The organism is Vibrio sp. 3-2(1) (genome assembly GCF_963887575.1).
Taxonomy (GTDB): domain Bacteria; phylum Pseudomonadota; class Gammaproteobacteria; order Enterobacterales; family Vibrionaceae; genus Vibrio; species Vibrio anguillarum.
Genome location: NZ_CAWPGB010000011.1, coordinates 867,445 through 887,547, shown reverse-complemented (window position 1 = coordinate 887,547; position 20,103 = coordinate 867,445). Strand labels below are relative to the sequence as shown.

The window sequence follows — 20,103 nt, the reverse complement described above, 5'->3', positions numbered from 1 at the left end:
ACAATGGCAGATTTATCAAAATACAGAAACATTGGTATTTTCGCGCACGTTGATGCCGGTAAAACCACTACCACTGAGCGTATTCTTAAGCTTACTGGTAAAATCCACCGTACAGGTGAAGTACACGATGGCGCTTCTACCATGGATTTCATGGATCAAGAAGCTGAACGCGGTATCACAATTCAATCAGCAGCGACGACTTGTTTCTGGAAAGATCACCGTTTTAACGTTATCGATACTCCTGGGCACGTTGACTTCACAGTTGAAGTTTACCGTTCTCTGAAAGTTCTTGATGGCGGTGTTGGTGTATTCTGTGGTTCTGGCGGTGTTGAACCTCAGTCAGAAACTAACTGGCGTTACGCGAACGATTCAGAAGTAGCTCGTCTGATCTTCGTAAACAAACTAGACCGTATGGGTGCAGACTTCTTCCGCGTTGTAGGACAAGTGAAGAAAGTTCTTGGCGCAAACCCACTTGTTATGACTCTTCCAATTGGTCGTGAAGACGAATTCGTTGGCGTTGTTGACGTATTAAACCGTCAAGCTTACGTTTGGGATGATTCAGGTCAGCCAGAAAACTACGAAATCAAAGAAATTCCAGCAGACATGGTAGAGCAAGTTGAAGAATACCGTGAAATGCTAATCGAAACTGCAGTAGAGCAAGACGACGAGCTAATGATGGCTTATATGGAAGGCGAAGAGCCAACTATTGAGCAACTAAAAGCTTGTATCCGTAAGGGTACTCGTGAATTAGCGTTCTTCCCTACATTCTGTGGTTCAGCATTCAAAAACAAAGGCATGCAACTTCTACTAGATGCCGTTGTTGATTATCTTCCAGCTCCAGCTGAAGTTGTACCTCAAGATCTGACTGATCCTGAAACAGGTGAGCCTACTGGTAAAGTTGCAACAGTTTCTGTTGACGAACCATTCCGCGCACTTGCATTCAAGATCATGGATGACCGTTTTGGTGCCCTAACGTTTATCCGTATTTATTCTGGTAAACTGAAGAAAGGTGACACCATTCTTAACAGTGCTACTGGTAAGACTGAGCGTATTGGCCGTATGGTTGAGATGCACGCGAACGATCGTAACGAACTTGATTCCGCTCAAGCGGGTGATATCATCGCTATCGTTGGTATGAAAAACGTGAAAACTGGTCACACTCTATGTGATCCTAAACACGAATGTACTCTTGAGCCAATGATTTTCCCAACGCCTGTAATCTCTATCGCTGTTGCTCCTAAAGACAAAGGCGGTTCTGAGAAGTTAGGTATTGCGCTAGGTAAAATGGTTTCAGAAGATCCATCATTCCAAGTTGAGTCTGATGAAGAAACTGGCGAAACCATCCTAAAAGGTATGGGTGAACTTCACCTAGATATCAAAGTTGATATCCTTAAGCGTACACACGGCATTGATCTTATCGTTGGTGCTCCTCAAGTTGCTTACCGTGAAACTATCACTAAAGCAATTGAAGACAGCTATACGCATAAGAAACAGTCTGGTGGTTCTGGTCAGTTCGGTAAGATCGACTACCGTATCAAACCAGGTGAGCCAAATTCAGGTTTCACGTTCAAATCAGTAGTTGTTGGTGGTAACGTACCTAAAGAATTCTGGCCTGCGGTAGAGAAAGGCTTTAAGTCTATGATGGACCAAGGTGTTCTTGCTGGGTTCCCTGTATTAGACGTTGAAGTTGAACTGTTCGATGGTGGCTTCCACGCAGTTGACTCATCTGCAATCGCATTTGAAATCGCAGCGAAAGGTGCATTCCGTCAATCTATGCCTAAAGCTGGCGCTCAACTTCTAGAGCCAATTATGCACGTTGACGTGTTTACTCCAGAAGATCACGTTGGTGATGTTATCGGTGACCTTAACCGTCGTCGTGGCATGATTAAAGATCAAGAAGCTGGCGTAACAGGTGTACGTATTAAAGCGAACGTTCCTCTATCTGAAATGTTTGGTTATATCGGTCACCTACGTACAATGACATCTGGTCGTGGTCAGTTCTCTATGGAGTTCTCACACTACGCTGCATGTCCTGCAAACGTTGCAGAGCAAGTTATTGCTGACGTTAAAGCACGTAAAGAAGCAGATAAGAAGTAATTCTTAAAAGCTAAGCTGAACGTAAAAAGCCCCACCAGTGAAAGCTGGTGGGGCTTTTTTATGTAACAACGAAATAGAAAAAGGCATAAAAACCGATAAAAGCAGAACCGAAGTGGAAACTGCTGGGTGAAGGTAGTTTATACCACTCAATTCATATCGTTTAGTTAGCCCTTAAGGTTGATATAGATTTCTTCAACTTTAATACGTGCCCATTCAGTTTTACGTAAAAACTTCAAGCTTGATTTAATACTCGGATCCTTTTTAAAGCAGTTAATATTGACCATATAGCTGAGCTCTTCCCAGCCATAGTATTCAACGAGCTCCGTGAGTAGTTTTTCTAAAGTGACCCCATGCAGCGGGTTATTATCTTGTGTCATGATCCAATTATTCAATGGCGTTATTTAAGCTAAGTATAGCAGGCACAGGAGTTAAATTAGGACAAAATATTAGGCAATATAGGAGGTTGTTAGTGTGAAAACTTGGTGTATTGGCAGGTTAGAGGTTAAGTCCAACCTGCTCAATTAGAATGGATTACTCTTCCCAAACAACCAGTTGTCCTTTTGGCCAATTGTGCCCCATTTCATGATATTTCTGTTCTAATACATGCCGCTTGATTTTTAAGGTAGGAGTGAGGACACCATTTTCGATTGACCATGGCTCCTTTATCATTAGCACGCCTTTGATTTGCTCATGCGATTCCAATTCCTCATTCATCCGCTTAATGACTTTTTGAGTAGTACGCTCATAACGAACGCGATCAAAGTGAGGAAAATTATGTGGAACAACCAGCAAAATAGGGGCGGGAAGCCCTAAGCCAATCAGACACATCATCTCGACTCGAGTGTATTCGAACAGTTTATTTTCGATAGGTACGGGAGCCACAAACTTGCCTTTGGCTGTTTTAAATGTGTCCTTTTTGCGCCCTTGAATGGTGAGATAACCTTCAGCATCAATAAAACCGATATCGCCAGTATGTAGCCATCCTTCTTTATCAAATGACTCTTGAGTTGCAATGTCATTTTTATAATAGCCAGAAAATAGTCCTTGGCCACGCACCATAATCTCATGATCATTATTAGCGATTTTAAGTTCGATTCCTGGGCCTGCTCGTCCAACCGACCCCAATTTGTCGGCTCTAAACGGGTAGTTCAGGGTGCTATAAGCAAAAGATTCTGTCATGCCCCAAGCTTCGGTAATGTTTAGCCCAATTTGGTGATACCACTCTAATAACGCCGGTGATACGGGAGCAGAGCCACAACCAAGCACACGTGCTTGATCAAGCCCTAAGCCATCAGCAAGTTTCTTCTTAATCAGCGTGCTTACAAAAGGGATCTTTAGCAGAAAATTGAGCTTTTTCTGCGGTAATTTGTCTTGAATGCGTTGCTGAAATAGAGTCCATAACCTTGGTACTGAGATAAAGAGCGTCGGGCGCTGCATTTTGACATCTTCAATAAAGGTGTCTAATGATTCAGGGAAAGCCGTTTGTACCCCACCCATGATGGAAGAGCCAAAAATATAAACACGTTCAGTAATATGAGCCAAAGGGAGGTAGGAAAATAAACGGTCGTTTTCTTGAATGCCAATGTGGTTTATAAGCTGCTGAGCTGACCAGCTAAATGCACCGTAGGTCAGCATAGCCCCTTTCGGCAAGCCCGACGTACCCGATGTATAGACTAAAGACATCAACTTATTGTCATGATGTACAGGGCGTTCTGTGCTTGGCGGATAGTGCTCAATCAATTTTGTAAACAGGTGATCGCAAGTGGGAGCAGAATCATAGGGTAGCGCAATACTGATGATATCTGGCAAATGGCTCAATACTTGTTGGGTGGCTTGGCCGTTATCGAGTTTACCTACAATGACTATTTTTGTTTCGCTATGGGTGAGGCAGTATTCGATGGTATCGGCGCCAGCTGTTGGAAAAATGGGAACACTGACAAAGTCGCCGAGCATCATTGCGAGATCACACACAAACCATTCAGCGCAGTTTTTGGAAATGAGTGCAATTTTATCTTGGGGTTTTGCCCCTAGCGCTTGTAGCGCCGAGGCGAGCCTGAGTGCTTTGTCGGCCACTTCAGCATAGGTGTATTCAACAAATTTTCGGTTAATAATTTGTCTTAAATAAACTTGGTTGGGGCGTTCCGCTGCCCATTTCAAGATCATTTCATTCGGTGGTGGGAGAGCACAAGTTGCTTTGCTTAACTCGTTAGGCTGAATCATTCTCTAACTCCATGTTATTGGCAAAAATATTATTATTCTTATGTTAATGTTTTGTTAACTTTAGCATGGTGGAATGGTTAGGTAAAAGAAGATTGTAGTTACTAAACGTTAAAGTTGCGCGCTGGATTCACTTTCTTATTTTGACACTATTACCTCAGAGTGACGTTTATTTCTGTTCAGTTGAATCTATCCTTCGGGTCGATTTCTGGGTGAATATCAATCACATGTTTTAAGTAATCTTGATGATAGCGAAGGGCATTGACACAGTGTTTATCAAGCTTGCCGCTCACGACCATTTTTTCCAGTTCGAGAAGGGCAAAAGGAACAGACCAAGCTTGTTTGTATGGACGATGGCTTGTTAAGGCATCAAAGACGTTGGCAACAGCAATAATGCGTGCCGATATCGGGATATTGTCTTGCATTAGGCCGTAAGGATAGCCACTGCCATCCAAAAACTCATGATGATAAGCGACGATCTCTTTTAATATGGATATGCAAGGGTGATCAGGTGTACCTATGTCATCAATAATTTGATTAATGATTTCAATCCCTTTTTCTATGTGGCTATACAGTTGAGCGCGCTCTGGTTTATCTAATGAATTTGGGTTAAGTAATAAGCTTGTCGGTAGGGCAAGTTTGCCTATGTCGTGATAGCGCGAAAACTGGATGATGTTATCAATGGTTTCATCATCCAGTTGATAAATGTCAGCAACCTCAGTAGCGATGACTTTGGCATAACAGCTAATACGTTCTTTATGCTCTTTCGATTCCAGTTGATGCTCTGGGGAGCGCGCTTGAGTCAAATTTACAGTCTCTAAAATAGTGTGGACTAAATCGTATTCAGAGCAAACTGCAAAGCGAATCATCTCAATAAAAGGTTCTACATTCTGCCTTACCTGTTCGGTAAACAAATGGCTTTGACACGAGTTGAGGAAAATAAAGCCAATAAATGCTTGCTGGTGGTAAGTCGGAATCGCCAGTGATGAACAATAACCTTGCTCAATTAGCCAGCGAGTATGAGGATAGTCTGGCTTCAATTGGATTGGGATATTTTCAACGCTACGACTCTGGCCGTTTTGTGCACATTGCTTAAGGACTGGAAGCTCAGCAAGTGGAAACTCGTAATGTATAAGCTCGCCCCCGTGAAAGGTGCTGTCGGCGTAGGTTTTCAAATTATCATGATGATGGTCGTATAGCGCAAAAGAGATACGGTCAATCTCTGGGACTTTGACTTGCATTCGTTGGTGTATGTTAGCCAGTTGCTTATTGAGTGGACCAACATGTGGAAAATAGGCGTGCTCGCAACCTTTGCTATGCGTATCCATCGCGTGTTCCTCTGCGCTACAGGGTCTCCAAGGTTGAAATGGAGAGGCTCTTCTAATTGATAAGTTTAGAACAGATAAGCGATGCGTGCGTTAAATTTAACTAAAAAATGGGTTATATAATCAAGCAATATGAGGTGGTACTGGAAAGCAGTTGGATGACGCTGGGTCACTAGATAAATACGGCTATTTGACGCCATGTTTAGTCACAAGGCGTATGGCCAGTTTCAGTTTAATCCAAGTGCAATACCACTGAGCATAAAGAATATAACCAGCCAGACAATAGGCAGTTTGAGCTGTTTTAGTAGGTAAAAACCGGTCAGAACGATCGCCATATCTAGATGATTGCTGACCGAGCTTGTAAATACAGGGTGATATAAGGCTGAGAGCAGCAAACCAACGACGGCGGCGTTAACACCGTTGATTGCTCCTGATACTGATCGATAGTTTGCTAAGGCTTGCCAATTTTTAAGCACGCCGAGCAGTAACAAAAAACCCGGCAAAAAGACGGCAATGGTCGCCAGAGTTGCGCCTAAGATTGGCGCTTGTGGTAGTAGAGCGTAACCAATGTAAGTGGCGAAGGTAAACATTGGACCAGGAACCGCTTGTGCTGCGGCATATCCTGTTAAAAACAGATTCGGGTCAAGTGCGTCGCCAACTAAATTTTGCAGCAATGGAAGCACGACATGCCCACCGCCAAACACTAAGCTACCCGCTTGATAAAAGTGGTTAAATAGAGCGATTTCAGGCATTAAGTGGGCGGCAAAAGGTAAACCGACCAGTAAGCCAATAAAGAGAGCGAAAGGGATGAAAGTGGGGACAAATGAACGTTCAGTGGCTAAATCTTGACTAGGGAGCCATTTCACTCCGATCAGCGCTGCCGCAATGAGAACTCCGATTTGCGTTCCAATACTGGGTGCAACAATCAGCATCACAGCGGTGGCCACACACAACCCAACAGTTAAGCGATTCTTACAGAAGTTTTTATACATTCCCCATGTGGCATCCGCGACAACCACAACGGCTAGCAGTTTTAAGCCGTGAATCACGTTTTGAAATAAGGGGGTTTGTAGTAATTGGCTGCTGGCGATGGCAAGGGCAACCATGATCAAAACCGAAGGGAGTGTAAAACCAGCAAAAGCGGCGCATCCACCCAATAAGCCACCACGATGGTATCCTAGTGCAAACCCAACTTGGCTTGAACCTGGCCCTGGCAAAAACTGACTTAAGGCAACGATCTGTGCGTATTCTTTATCTTCAATCCATTTTAATTTTTCAACGAATGTATTGCGGAAATAACCAATGTGAGCGGCTGGCCCACCAAAGCTTATCCACCCAAGCAGAAAAAAAGTTTTGAAAATAGTAAACATGTGCATAAGCACTCTTAAAGAGACGTTGTTTCGCTACTTTAAAAGGATGTTTGAGCAGATTCAAATTTAATCCTTAACCATTTGTAAACCGCAGAAAAACGATAAACAGACAGGCATGGGTTAACTGAGTTTAAACTTAGTCCAAGCCTTAGATCGCCAACGCCTAAACATGATGATGCCTCTAAACCATTCATCCACCGAAATGGCCACCCATGCACCCATAACTCCCCATCCCCAATGTAGGCCAAATAAGTAAGTTAAACCTGCGCCAAAAGTCCACATGCTTAATATGCCCATCTGCACTGGAAAGCGAATGTCTCCTGCGCCTTTGAGTGCGGCAATAAAAATTAGGTTAAACGTGCGCCCAGCTTCCATTGCAATGGAGCCAGCAATTAACCCTGCGACCAAGGCCGTTATCTCAGGATCAGAAGTGAAGAGGGCGGTGATGTCAGCGCGCAGTAGATAAATTGAGATCGTCAATGTGCTGGAGACGAGAAAGCCAACCACAAAATATTGTTGTACTTTAGTCAGAATCTCATCCACCCAACCTTTACCAATGTAGTAGCTAGTTTGAATTTGCCCGGCTTGCCCAAGAGCCACTGAGAATGCAAAGGCGAGACGGGCAATATTTTGCGCATAAGTAAACGCGGCCAGTGAAGCCGTGCCCATTTTTACAACGAAAAAAATCACCGTCAGTTGCATCATGTTATAGGAAAGAATTTCTCCCGCATTCATCATGCCGATCTTGATGATCTTCTGGTATAGCGGCTTCGGGATGATTTTCCACTCTTTCACCGGTAGTGATATGTGGTAGTACTTAACGGTGTAGTACAGCAAAATAGTGCTGACAATTTGGCTGAACACTGTTGATATCGCAACCCCTTGTACACCGTAGACGGGCAGTCCAAAGGGTTGAAAAATAGCAATATAGTTACCGATGATATTCAATAATCCGGCAAATAAATTAATGAACATCGGCGCTTTGGAGTAGCCGTTACTGCGCAAAATCGTCGCCAGTACAATGCCGATGGTAACGTTTACTGTAAAGCTGCCACTGATAACCAGATATTCATAGCCATATTGTGCAACCTGCGCTTCTAGGCCGTAGGCATTCATGACTGAATTAGCGCTCAAATAAGCGGCTAAACTGAGCGATGAGCCAATGATTAATCCAAGCAGTAAACTGGCCACCCCAACATGTGCCGATTCACTTTGGCGGCCAGAGCCATTGTATTGCCCAATTAGGATCCCAGTACCACTGCTGACCATCATTGAGACAATCAGCAAGAAAAAATTGATTTGAGTGATAACCCCAACCGCTGATACAGCCTTGTCTGAATAACTACTCAGCATAAACACATCACTGGTGTTAATCGCCGTCCGTAATAAAATCTCAATAAAGATCGGCCAAGTCAAAGTGACGATATTCATTCGGTTATTCAGTTCTACACGGCTTTGGGTCATGGGCTAAAACTCAGCAAGGTAAGTCGAACTAGAGAAGATGATGGTGCAAGGTGGTGGGCAGCAAAACATCTCACTAGAGCCTACCTGTGCGTATTGTATACGTAATTTAAATAAAATCAGTTAAGTGAAGGGAATTGTTTTAGAGTTTTCGTGGAAACGTTTACATTGTGGTGTTTTGATCACAGATTAAAAGCGAGTAAGGCTGTTAGACTTTTTCAAAAGCGAAAATCAACCTCTATCGGTATCCCAATAGGAGAGTATGGTGAAAGTATTAGTGACGGGCGGTATGGGCTATATCGGAAGTCATACCTGTGTACAAATGATACAAGCGGGTATCGACCCCATTATCGTTGACAACTTATCTAACGCGAAGATTGAAGTATTAAGCCGTATCCATGCACTGACAGATAAAACGCCCGTGTTTTATCATGGTGATATCCGTGATGAGGCCTTTCTCGATAAGGTATTTGCTGAACATAATATTGATGCTGTGATTCATTTTGCAGGTTTAAAAGCTGTCGGTGAATCCGTGATAAAACCGCTCGAATATTATGACAATAACGTCAATGGTTCGTTGGTGCTAGCGCGCAGTATGCGTAAAGCTGGAGTGAAAAGTATTGTATTCAGTTCATCGGCGACAGTGTATGGCGATCCTGAAATCGTGCCGATAACTGAAGATTCTCCAACCGGATCAACCACCAATCCTTACGGTCGTAGCAAATATATGATTGAGCAGTGCCTATCGGATTTAGTGGTTGCTGAGCCAGATTGGAGTGTGACCTTACTGCGTTACTTCAACCCTGTGGGGGCTCACCCTTCGGGCACTATGGGCGAAGACCCGCAAGGTGTGCCGAATAATCTGATGCCGTTTATTGCCCAAGTTGCGGTAGGGCGCCGCGAGAAGTTATCCATATTTGGTAGCGACTACCCCACACCGGATGGTACGGGTGTGCGTGATTACATTCATGTGATGGATCTAGCCGATGGCCATTTGGCCGCTTTAAATACGGTTGCGATGAAAGCGGGAAGGCATATTTACAACCTTGGATCGGGTAACGGATCGAGTGTGTTAGAGATAGTTTCAGCCTTTGCTCAAGCAAGTGGTGTTCCTATTGCTTATGAGATTTGCCCACGACGCCCGGGTGATATTGCCGAGTGTTGGGCTAGTACCACAAAAGCGGAGCGAGATCTGGCTTGGAAGGCGACGCGCAGTATCAATGAAATGGCTGCTGATACATGGCATTGGCAATCCAATAACCCGCAAGGGTACTAGTTTTATCCGGCGTGACGCGTCGGACTATCAAATAGCATAATTGAGTAAGCAATATGTCGAATGTTGAATTTAACCCAGTGGATCACCCACATCGTCGCTACAACCCACTCACGGGGCAGTGGATTTTAGTCTCACCACATCGCGCCAAACGCCCTTGGAGCGGGGCTGATGAAAAGCCAGCGGTAGATGAACTGCCAAGTTATGATGAGAAGTGTTTTCTTTGCCCGACAAACGAGCGTATCTCTGGTGATGTCAACCCAGACTACCAAAGTACATACGTATTCAACAACGACTTCGCAGCACTGATGGTAGATTCACCAGATGCACCGGAGTCCGATAGCCCTCTATTCAAAACTCAAGGTGTGCGTGGTTTGAGCCGAGTGATTTGTTTCTCTCCAGATCACAGCAAAACTCTGCCAGAGTTACCCGTGGGCAACATTCGCAGCGTGATTGATACGTGGAACGATCAAATCGAAGAGTTAGGTAAAGAGTACGTTTGGGTGCAAGCATTTGAGAACAAAGGTGAAACCATGGGTTGTTCCCAGCCTCACCCACACGGCCAAATCTGGGCTAATAGCTTCTTACCCAATGAAATTGAACGCAAGGAGCACAACCTAAAAGCGTATTACCAACAACAGGGTAGTAACCTGCTGGTGGATTATGTGCAAGCTGAGCTGAAAGATGGCTCACGCATTGTGCTGGAAACAGAGCATTGGGTGGCTGTTGTGCCTTACTGGGCTGCATGGCCATTTGAAACCATGTTGCTGCCAAAAACGCATATCCGTCGCATGAGTGAGTTGAGTGAGGCGCAACGTGACGATCTCGCCGTTGCGATTAAAAAACTGACCAGCCGTTACGACAACCTGTTCCAATGTTCTTTCCCTTATTCTATGGGCTGGCATTACGCGCCTTTCTTTGAAGAGGGTACGAACATTGACCATTGGCAACTGCATGCACTGTTCTACCCACCACTGCTGCGCAGTGCCTCGATTCGTAAGTTTATGGTGGGTTATGAAATGTTGGCTGAAAGCCAACGAGATTTAACCGCAGAACAAGCGGCGCAGCGTCTGCGCGAGCTAAGTGATGTTCACTACAAAGAGCAGTAACGTCATCTGTGAAGTTGTAGCTTTGTTGCTGCGTAAACGCACCCTAAGAACATAGGTAATCTATGTTCATTGGCTGAATTTACTTATCACCTCGCTGCACCTCCAACGACTTGGGCTTAACAAAGTTTTTTTCATAGTGCTAAGTGGTTAATGAGAAATGAAAACCAGTTTATGAGTTTAGGAATGCAAATGTTTGATTTAATCCAAAATGTGAAAGCCTCTTTTGAGCAAGTGTTGGGCTACGCGCCTAGTCATATCATTCAAGCGCCAGGCCGTGTAAATTTGATTGGTGAGCACACCGACTATAACGACGGTTTTGTGCTCCCCTGCGCAATTAACTATCAAACCGTGGTAGCGGCTGCCAAGCGTGAAGATAATTTAGTCCGCATCGTATCTGTTGATTATGGCAATGCACTTGATGAGTTTGACCTCACCCAAGAGATTACTTTCCAACAAGACAAAATGTGGGCGAACTACATTCGCGGCGTGGTGAAATGTTTGCTTGCGCGTGGGTACTCGTTTACCGGGGCGGATATTACTGTCAGCGGTAATGTTCCACAGGGAGCGGGGCTTAGCTCTTCGGCTGCGCTTGAGGTCGTGACCGGTCAAACTTTTAAAGAACTTTATCAACTGGATATTTCTCAAGCGGAAATTGCACTAAATGGCCAACAGGCCGAGAACGAATTTGTCGGCTGTAATTGCGGTATTATGGATCAAATGATTTCGGCGCAAGGTCGTGAAAACCACGCGCTACTTTTAGATTGCCGTAGCTTAGAAACACAAGCGGTTTCAATGCCAGAAGAGATGGCCGTCGTGATCGTCAACTCCAATAAAAAACGCGGCTTGGTGGATAGCGAATACAACACCCGCCGTCAGCAGTGTGAAGAGGCTGCGCGTATTTTTGGCGTCAAAGCGCTGCGTGATGTAAGCATTGAACAGTTTAACCAAAAAGTTTCTGAGATTGATGAGTTGGTGGCTAAACGTGCTCGTCACATCATTACTGAAAATGACCGTACTGTTGAAGCGGCCCAAGCGTTGCGCGCCCACGACATGAAGCGTATGGGCGAGCTGATGGCTCAATCGCACGCATCGATGCGTGATGATTTTGAAATTACGGTCAAAGAGATTGATACCTTGGTTGATATCATCAAAGAGGTGATTGGTGACCAAGGCGGTGTGCGTATGACTGGGGGCGGCTTTGGTGGCTGTATTGTGGCACTTGTCCCACCGACATTGGTTGATGCAGTGAAAGCGGCTGTCGATGAGAAATATGAAGTGGCGACTGGCCTCAAAGCGTCGATTTACGTCTGCCAAGCAAAAGAGGGCGCTGGTCTAGTGGAGGCTTGCTGCACATCTTCACTTGTTCACACTATGACTCAGCAAGTAGCCTATGATGGCCACCCGGCACAACTTGTCAGTTTGACTAACCGCATTGGTAGCCGCGTAGTATTAATGGATATTGGCGCAACATGGCTCAGTTGTGAGTTGGCGCTTAAGGATGGGGAACGCAGAGAAGTTCTGCTGGGTGTTTCCACCATGAGCGACTTCCAGAAACAACAAAGCTATATGGGCGTCACTGTGGGACGTTATGCCAACCGGATCGCTAAAGGCCAATTTGAATTAAATGATCAACGCTATCAAGTGACGACCAACCAAGCTGGAAATAGTTTGCATGGCGGTCTTGAAGGGTTAGATCAGCGTCGTTGGACTATTGCTCACAAAAGTGCTCAACAAGTGACGTTTTCAATCCATTCATCGGATGGTGACCAAGGTTTTCCCGGTAATGTTGACATTGCCGTGAGCTATGAACTGAACGATCAGAATCAATTGATCCTCCGCTATTTAGCGACCACAGATAAACCAACGCCGCTTAATTTAACCAACCATGCCTATTTTAATTTGCTAGGCGCAGAGAGTGATCATACGATTTTAGATCATTCACTTTCTATAAAAGCCGATCAATTTTTACCCACAGATCCACATGGAATCCCATTGTCAGGGCCAAAATCTGTCATCGACACGGGCTTTGATTTTCGCGTTGCAAAATCAATAGGTCGTGACTTACTCAAAGATGAGCAGCAACAAGCAAGCAAAGGGTATGACCACAGTTATTTATTGCCTGATAAAGCTGATTTAACCGTGTGCGCCGCGCAACTGAAGTCACCAGATGCAAAGGTAACCATGAGCGTATTTACGACTAAGCCTGCCATACAACTTTATAGTGGAAATTGGTTATCGGGGACGCCCAATCGGCGCGGTGGGGTTTATCAAGGCTATACGGGGGTCGCATTAGAAACTCAATACTTGCCGGATGCTCCCAATCATGCCGAATGGCAGCAACCCAGCTGTATTACTCTGCCAGGGCAAGAATATACTCATACCACCATTTACCAATTTGACGTTTAAGGTGGGTGCGTCGCTTAGATGTTGAGTATTGATGCCCAAAGTGGCGAGTGAAAGTGTAACCTGAGTGCGTCAGATTTTTTCTACCGAATCTCGACGCACCAAAGTCGGTGAGAAAATCATCGGTTCTTTTTCTATCGTTTCGCCACGGGCTAATTGGAGTGCCAGTTTAGCGGCTTTTTCAGCCATCATCTCGATTGGGTAGCGGATGGTGGTCAGCCTTGGGCGAATGTAGCGTGCGATCAACGCATCATCAAAGCCGATCACTGAAATTTGCTCAGGGCTTTTTACACCATTCTCCTCAAGCACATTTAACGCGCCCGCTGCCATATTGTCGTTGTAGGCGACCACGGCAGTCATGTCGATCGAACGGATCAGCAAGTGAGTCATCGCTTGCTCGCCACCTTCGCTGTGTGGTTCGGCCAACTCGATGTAATTAGGAGCGATCTCAATACCGTGATCTTTCAACGCGGCTTGATAACCAGCTACGCGATCTGTAGCGTCTTCAATCGAATGAGAAGAGCCAATACAAGCGATTTTTTTATGACCGTGGCGGATCAAAAACTCAGTCGCCAAATAAGCACCTTTGTAGTTATCCAATGAGATGCAGCGGTTAGCTAGTTGCGGGATATGACGGTTGATCAATACCATCGATTTCACTTCGGCGGCGTAGTCGATCAATTCTTGATCCGATAAACCTTTCGAGTGAATCACCAAAGCGTCACAACGGCTGTTGATCAACAGTTCAATCGCTTGGCGCTCTTCTTCAGCACGGTGATAACCATTGCCAATCAACAGATGCTTGCCATTGTCATGAGCCACATTATCGACCGCTTTCACGAGCATGCCAAAAAAAGGATCGGAAACGTCACTGACTAGCACGCCTATGGTGTCGGTACTTTGGCTGACTAAAGCTCGTGCGGCGGCGTTAGGCCGATAGCCAAGTAAACTCATTGCGGCGGTGACCGCTTCAATCGATGTTTTACTCGCTTTAGGGGATTTATTGATGACTCGTGAAACCGTTGCCACTGACACACCGGCTTCGCGAGCTACATCTTTGATGGTAGCCATATTACACCTCTTGCTATTGCTCGCTGTATTTAACAATGGTGGTGTAAATAAGGCAAACGAACAATGCAATCAATGTGATAATTACGACTTTCTATATAGGTAAGTCAAGGCTTCCTATATAGGTAAGTCAAGGCTTCTAATTAATGTAAACGTTTAAAATTGGAATAAAAGCTAATGCGCTAACGGACCGTAGCAATCAGCCCATCAATGATCGCATGATGACAGGGTTCTACCCCTGCTAAATTACCGTATTTCGGCGCGAGGCGATCGTTAATCAGCGGATGTTGCCAGCCAACCGTGTGCTCAACAAAATGGCGCGCAAAGGTTTCTGAAAACTCTAAACAACCAGCCAGCACGGTATCGACATAGGTTTGTACGATAGGGCTTCGCTCGCAGGGAGGCTCTGGTGCCTCTTTGACATAAACCCAAATCGGCCATTGAAGGTTAAAAGCGTCATTACTCTCGATTTGATTAGCGTTGAGGGGCACTCGCTCATAACCACGCTCTCGACGGTCAAATTCTGCCAAAGCGGTTTCATCGATCTCCAGTAGTACGCCGTTGACTTGCCCTTGTCCTTCATTCACCACCAAAGGTGACAATATGTAGCTCTCATCAATTTTTCCCCAGTAACGAACTAAACCATGCGCGACCACGGGAATAGCTCTTCCTGTTTGCCCTGTTAACTGGCGAGAAGCGGAGTTGATCAAGCTGCCATAACCAAAAATATACATCATCAGTGAATTACGACTCCTTGTTGAAAAAACGTAACCGATGCAAAATCCAAAACTCTAAACCAAAAATACCAACCAGTGCGATGCAAAAGAGAGCAAAAGCAACGGGGGATTCAGTGCCGGGAATACCGCCGACATTAACCCCAAGTAAGCCAGTTAAAAAGCTTGTTGGTAGAAAGATCGCCGCAATCACCGAGAATAAATAGGTGTTTTGGTTCATCTTCTCTGCATGATATTGACGTAATTCCCCTTTGATCAGTTCGAGCTCACCAAGGTAAAAATCGAGGGTTTCATTAATGCGCGTGATGGTGTTAACGCTGTGGCGCAGACGCAAGTTTTTATCATTTGCCAGCGAGACTTTGGAATCACTGAAATCATCGATGGCGTATTGCTGAGGTTTGATAAAACGTTTGATTTTGAGCAGCGCTTTATGCGTCTGCATCAGCTCGTCACTGAGTTCAATCTCGTTATCGTATTGGGTGATTTTCGCTTCAATGCTGTTTAAGTAGTCATCGATGTTTTTGTTTAAACCATCAATGATCTGCACGAGTACATCTGAAAGAGTTTGCGGGCCTTGCCCGGCCTGCAGTAGGTCACGGATTACATTGACGGCTTTTGACGGGATTTTTCGGGTTGAAAATAGCGCGCCATTGAAATAGAGAATGCGAACGCTCAACATATCTTCTGGGTTGGCGTTGTCGTTCATGTTGACGCCACGCAAAATCAGTAAAAAGTTATCATCATCGTATTGCTCAAACAGTGGACGAGTGTCCTCTGCTAAGAGGCTGTCGACAATTGAAGTGGGGATCTGATACTGCAGCAACCACTCTTTTAAACCGGGAATATCGCGTTGGCAGTGATACCAATTCCCTGCTTCAATCAGTGAAGCACTATTGAGTTTTTGCTGCGGAGCGGATGCAGAAAAATGCCACTGGTCGATCAAAAATTCCATGAATATCCTTATAACTTGCTCCTCAATGACTCTGCATTGAGGAGCAGTAGATTATACCAATTGAGATCAGAAGCCGCGCATTTGAATACGGCGCAGAAACTCAGTCATGATCCTATCGTAAAGAAGATCGCCTAAAAACGCATCCTCAACTTGGTGATCAATACTAGGGTTATCATTCACTTCAATTACATAAACTTGGCCATCAATCTCTTTCAAGTCAACGCCGTACAAGCCACTGCCGATAAGGTTTGACGCTTTTAAGGCAACATCAACCACGTTTTTAGGTACTTGTTTTAAATCCAAGGTTTCAAAGCCGCCAGAAGAGACTCGGCCACTGTTGTGATGTTGATAAATTTGCCAGTGGCCGCGGCTCATCATGTATTTGCAGGCGAAGATGGCTTGGCGGTTCATTACACCGATGCGCCAGTCAAAGTCAGTTGGCATGAAGGCTTGTGCCAAAATCAGAGCACTTTTTTCAAACAGTGCGCCGGCTTCGCGTTCCAGCTCTTGCTCGTCGCGTACTTTGACCACACCACGTGAAAATGCGCCATCTGGAATTTTTAATACCATGGGAAAGCTCAACTCCTGCATGACATTGCTTTTCCATTGCTCATCAAAACTTTGCAAAATCACGCCTTTTGGCGCAGGCACTTTATTGCGTTGCAACAACTCAGTTAAGAACACTTTATTGGTGCATTTCATGATCGATTCAGAATCATCCATCACCACCAAGCCCATTTTCTCAGCCGTTTTTGCAAAGCGGTAAGTGTAATTACTGATGTTCGTGGTGGCGCGAATAAACAAGCCATCAAATTCACCCAAACGCGATAAGTCATCCGGTGAAATGGTTTCTAGGTTAACCCCTAAACGGTTTGCGGCGCGGCGAAAACGTTTTAATGCTGAGGGATCAGAAGGTGGCATTTTCTCTTCTTCGTCCACCAGCATGGCAATATCGTAACGGTATTTTTTCTCTTGCTTCGGTTTACGCCAAACTTTGGTTGAAAACAGCTCTAATGATTCGACGAAGAAATCTTGCTCTTGGTCGTTCAAATCTTGGAATGGGAAAGGGCCAATTTTGCTGATTTGCCACTGCCCTTGAACGCGGTTCATTTCCAACTCAATAACGGGCACCATAAACTGTTCAAACAGGCGGCGAGCCAGTTTATCCAAGCCTTTTTCTGCGGTGCGGCCAAAATAAATTTTGCACTGTATAAAATCGGTTTGGGCGCACAGTTTATTGAGTTTCAATAAGCCAGAAGAGAGTAAAAAGGGTTGATTGATGTCGTTGATTGCCATCACTCGAGGGATAACGCGGTGGCCGCGTGCCTCTGCCATCAGCGAGCAGTAATAGCCGCTGCTCATGTAGCCATAATCGCGACACAGGTTGACCACTTGCAGGCTGCGATGAGTATGGGTGCCATTACTATTGAGGTATTGGTCTACACTTACCACTTGCTCTGAGGGGAAATATTGTTGCCAGTCACTGGACTGGTCGGTCACGATCAAAAGGTTTGCCATTGCTATTCTTTTCCTTAATCAATAGGAATAATATTGAGCCGCAATCTTGCCAACCACTTAAGGACGTCGTATGGACTTTCGTCTTGCGAAAAGTGCTGATCTCACTGCTCTTAATGCGTTAGAACAACAGCTGTTTGACGGAGATAAAATCTCTCCACGTCAAATGAAGCGTTTTTTACATTCCAACCAAGCGGTGTTGTTTGTGGCCGATGCCGGCACAGAGCTGGCTGGATATGCATTGCTACTATTTCATCAAGGTACACAGCTATCAAGGTTGTATTCGATTGCCGTAAAACCTGATTTCAGAGGCCGGAGGATTGCTCAAAACTTGGTCGAGCAATGCGAGCGTGCTGCTCTTGATCAAGGTGCCACTACATTACGATTAGAAGTGCGTGAAGACAATACGGCAGCGATAAATTTATATGAAAAAATGGGCTATAAAACCCTGAAATTTCTTATCCATTATTACGATGATTTGTGTAATGGACGCCGGATGCAAAAACGCTTGTCGCCACAAGGGCCTAAGGTGCAATTACCGATGCCACTTTATGTTCAGACTACGCCATTTACTTGCGGTGCGGCATGCTTGCTGATGAGCTTTTCTTGCTTGTCTAAATCGTTTGAGCCGAGTCGCACCGCTGAGCTGCAACTGTGGCGAGAAGCGACAACGATTTTTATGGCGGCGGGGCACGGTGGGTGCAGCGGCCAAGGGTTGGCATTGGCTGCTAGTCGACGCGGTTATCATGTGGAGCTGTGGAGCCAATCCAAAAGCACGCCTTTTATTGATAGCGTGCGAGATGCCAATAAAAAACAAGTTATCGAATTGGTTCATCTTGATTTTTGTGAGCAGCTTACTCATCAAGATGTGGCGATGATTGATGCACCACCGAGTCAAGAGCAACTGGAAGCGTGGGTGACGGAAGGGGCATGTGTGCTGCTACTCATCAGCACTTATCGTTTCGATGGTAAGAAAGAGCCGCATTGGATCGTACTCAGTGGTATGAGCGATAAATTCTTCTTCATTCACGATCCACATGCAGAAACAGAAGCGGATGCGATGGCTTCGGCCTTCATTCCGGTCGGTAAAAAAGCGCTGTCACAAATCATCGGTTTTGGTAAACAAAAACAGACGGCTTGTGTGGTGATTAGCTCGAACAGCAGTGCTATGCGTGTAACCACTGCTATGGGTGTAACCACTGGTTAGGATAGAGTTTAAGTGAATTCACTGAGTCATAATGACTGTTTTTTATTGAGTTGTTATGACTCTTTTTTTTGAGTTATGTTTCTTATTGCGTTGTTTTTATTTGGTATTTTTATTGGCTTGAATTGTGCTTGTGGTGTTGGTCGTCTGTCATGATATCCACCACCGCCGTAAGAGGTCACTGTGCTCAATATTACCGATATAAAAGTAGAACAACGCATACCCGCTTGGTTGCGCCTTGGTTTTCGTCCCTTTTTCCTACTCGGTAGCGCATATGCCGTTTTAGCGGTGACGTTATGGGTCTGGATGTTTCAAACAGGTCAACCATCGGCATTGCAAGTTCCTGCGCTGTGGTGGCATGTACATGAAATGCTGTTTGGTTTTGCTATGGCAATTGTGGTCGGTTTTCTATTGACTGCCGTACAGAACTGGACTGGCATTAATGGCACGAAACATTATCGCTTAGCCGTGTTAGTCGCCTTGTGGCTAGCGCCTCGAATCTTATTGTGGACGCCGACACCTTTGTGGGTCATCTCTTCTGTCGAAGCGCTTTTTTTGGCGGCTTCGGCCTATGAAATTGGCCGCCGAGTAGTGCAAGCGAAAGGCTGGAAAAATCTCTTTTTTGTGCCGCTGTTTATTTTAGCGATCGGCGCGAACTTTGCGAGTTATGCCACCATCAAAGGAATGCCGCCCTTTAGCTCGGCGGCGGTATGGCAGGCGATGTTGTGGTGGTTCACATTGTTGCTATCAGTCATGGGAGCGCGCGTGATCCCTTTCTTCAGCGCAAGGCGTTTTAACTTTGAAAAAGCACAGCCATGGGTATGGCTCGATTGGTTAGCCAATGCACCCATTGCGGCCTTGTTTATTTTGAGTTTCTTCCCGCTGACGATGGTGCAGATTGGTCAGCCTATCATGTTACTGGCTGGGTTAGCGCAGTGGGTACGTTGGATGCGTTGGAAGCCATGGCTAACACTGAGTGAGCCTCTGGTTTGGTCGCTGCACGCTGCGTATGCCTGTATTCCTTTGAGCTTATTACTGCGCGGGTTGATTGATGATGTATATGTCACTCATAACCTGATCCATCTCTTTGCCATTGGAGCCATCTCAGGCTTGATTTTGTCGATGATTACACGCGTGACCATGGGGCATACCGGCAGGGCGATTTATCAAGGGCCTAAAATGAGTATTGCGTTTGCGGCTTTGATGATGTCGGCATTGGTACGCAGCCTCGGTGTGGCGTTTTTTCCAGCACAACTATTTTTGATGGTGAATATCAGTGCCACACTCTGGATATTGGCTTTTACTCTGTTTGTGTGGAAATTCGGCACGATGTTACTTACGCCGAGAGTCGATGGCCACCCGGGATAACGGTTTG

15 protein-coding genes and 1 pseudogene are annotated in these 20,103 nt (G+C 45.3%); 7 read left to right on the top strand and 9 right to left on the bottom strand.

The genetic code is table 11. The features are described 5' to 3' along the window. The first annotated feature begins 3 nt into the window (after positions 1–3). Positions 4–2,097 carry an elongation factor G gene (gene fusA, locus AACQ79_RS06735; protein WP_017043055.1) on the top strand — a complete coding sequence of 698 codons (2,094 nt, stop codon included), beginning with the start codon at positions 4–6 and terminating at the stop codon, positions 2,095–2,097. 164 nt (positions 2,098–2,261) lie between these two features. Here fusA and AACQ79_RS06730 read toward each other — a convergent pair whose 3' ends face one another. The 5 genes from AACQ79_RS06730 to AACQ79_RS06710 form a co-directional block, all read right to left on the bottom strand. After that, the gene (locus AACQ79_RS06730; protein ID WP_017046551.1) at positions 2,262–2,474 is read right to left on the bottom strand and encodes a VF530 family protein; all 213 of its coding nucleotides are present in this window, start codon (positions 2,472–2,474) and stop codon (positions 2,262–2,264) included. A gap of 154 nt (positions 2,475–2,628) precedes the next feature. Then, positions 2,629–4,317: an AMP-binding protein gene (locus AACQ79_RS06725; RefSeq protein WP_013856134.1), complete on the bottom strand. Its 1,689-nt coding sequence runs from the start codon at positions 4,315–4,317 to the stop codon at positions 2,629–2,631. A 176-nt stretch (positions 4,318–4,493) separates the two neighbouring features. Continuing rightward, complete coding sequence (locus tag AACQ79_RS06720; RefSeq protein WP_017047485.1) at positions 4,494–5,642, bottom strand: HD-GYP domain-containing protein; 1,149 nt, start codon at positions 5,640–5,642, stop codon at positions 4,494–4,496. A 224-nt stretch (positions 5,643–5,866) separates the two neighbouring features. After that, positions 5,867–7,015: a chromate efflux transporter gene (gene chrA, locus AACQ79_RS06715; protein ID WP_170898847.1), complete on the bottom strand. Its 1,149-nt coding sequence runs from the start codon at positions 7,013–7,015 to the stop codon at positions 5,867–5,869. A 114-nt stretch (positions 7,016–7,129) separates the two neighbouring features. After that, positions 7,130–8,440 (bottom strand): MATE family efflux transporter, encoded by a 1,311-nt coding sequence (locus AACQ79_RS06710; protein ID WP_094150819.1) that lies wholly within the window; start codon positions 8,438–8,440, stop codon positions 7,130–7,132. Between the two features lie 292 nt (positions 8,441–8,732). On the opposite strand from AACQ79_RS06710, the gene galE reads away from it, so the two are divergent. The 4 genes and pseudogenes from galE to galM all read left to right on the top strand — a co-directional run bounded on the left by galE (position 8,733) and on the right by galM (position 13,258). After that, entirely contained in the window at positions 8,733–9,746 is a 1,014-nt protein-coding gene (gene galE, locus AACQ79_RS06705) for a UDP-glucose 4-epimerase GalE (RefSeq protein ID WP_013856138.1), read from the top strand. Between the two features lie 53 nt (positions 9,747–9,799). After that, a complete protein-coding gene (locus AACQ79_RS06700; RefSeq protein ID WP_170898845.1) occupies positions 9,800–10,852 on the top strand; it encodes a UDP-glucose--hexose-1-phosphate uridylyltransferase in 1,053 nt (350 codons plus the stop codon). 189 nt (positions 10,853–11,041) lie between these two features. Beyond that, positions 11,042–12,193, top strand: a pseudogene (galK, locus tag AACQ79_RS06695) (galactokinase); the annotation flags it as partial. A 30-nt stretch (positions 12,194–12,223) separates the two neighbouring features. Continuing rightward, positions 12,224–13,258, top strand: a complete 1,035-nt coding sequence (gene galM / locus AACQ79_RS06690; RefSeq protein ID WP_249339189.1) for a galactose-1-epimerase — start codon at positions 12,224–12,226, stop codon at positions 13,256–13,258. Positions 13,259–13,327: 69 nt separating this feature from the next. Here the strand turns inward: galM and AACQ79_RS06685 are convergent, their stop codons facing one another. The 4 genes from AACQ79_RS06685 to AACQ79_RS06670 all read right to left on the bottom strand — a co-directional run bounded on the left by AACQ79_RS06685 (position 13,328) and on the right by AACQ79_RS06670 (position 17,527). After that, entirely contained in the window at positions 13,328–14,326 is a 999-nt protein-coding gene (locus AACQ79_RS06685; RefSeq protein ID WP_026027964.1) for a substrate-binding domain-containing protein, read from the bottom strand. A gap of 179 nt (positions 14,327–14,505) precedes the next feature. After that, positions 14,506–15,057, bottom strand: a complete 552-nt coding sequence (locus AACQ79_RS06680; protein WP_029388244.1) for a gamma-glutamylcyclotransferase family protein — start codon at positions 15,055–15,057, stop codon at positions 14,506–14,508. 10 nt (positions 15,058–15,067) lie between these two features. Next, positions 15,068–16,009, bottom strand: a complete 942-nt coding sequence (locus AACQ79_RS06675; protein WP_170898841.1) for a zinc transporter ZntB — start codon at positions 16,007–16,009, stop codon at positions 15,068–15,070. A 66-nt stretch (positions 16,010–16,075) separates the two neighbouring features. After that, the gene (locus AACQ79_RS06670) at positions 16,076–17,527 is read right to left on the bottom strand and encodes a RimK family protein (protein ID WP_017046561.1); all 1,452 of its coding nucleotides are present in this window, start codon (positions 17,525–17,527) and stop codon (positions 16,076–16,078) included. Positions 17,528–17,597: 70 nt separating this feature from the next. Between AACQ79_RS06670 and AACQ79_RS06665 the strand changes: the two genes are divergently transcribed. After that, positions 17,598–18,731 carry a GNAT family N-acetyltransferase/peptidase C39 family protein gene (locus AACQ79_RS06665; protein ID WP_170898839.1) on the top strand — a complete coding sequence of 378 codons (1,134 nt, stop codon included), beginning with the start codon at positions 17,598–17,600 and terminating at the stop codon, positions 18,729–18,731. Positions 18,732–18,911: 180 nt separating this feature from the next. Then, entirely contained in the window at positions 18,912–20,096 is a 1,185-nt protein-coding gene (locus AACQ79_RS06660; RefSeq protein ID WP_170898836.1) for an NnrS family protein, read from the top strand. Positions 20,097–20,103: the final 7 nt, after the last annotated feature.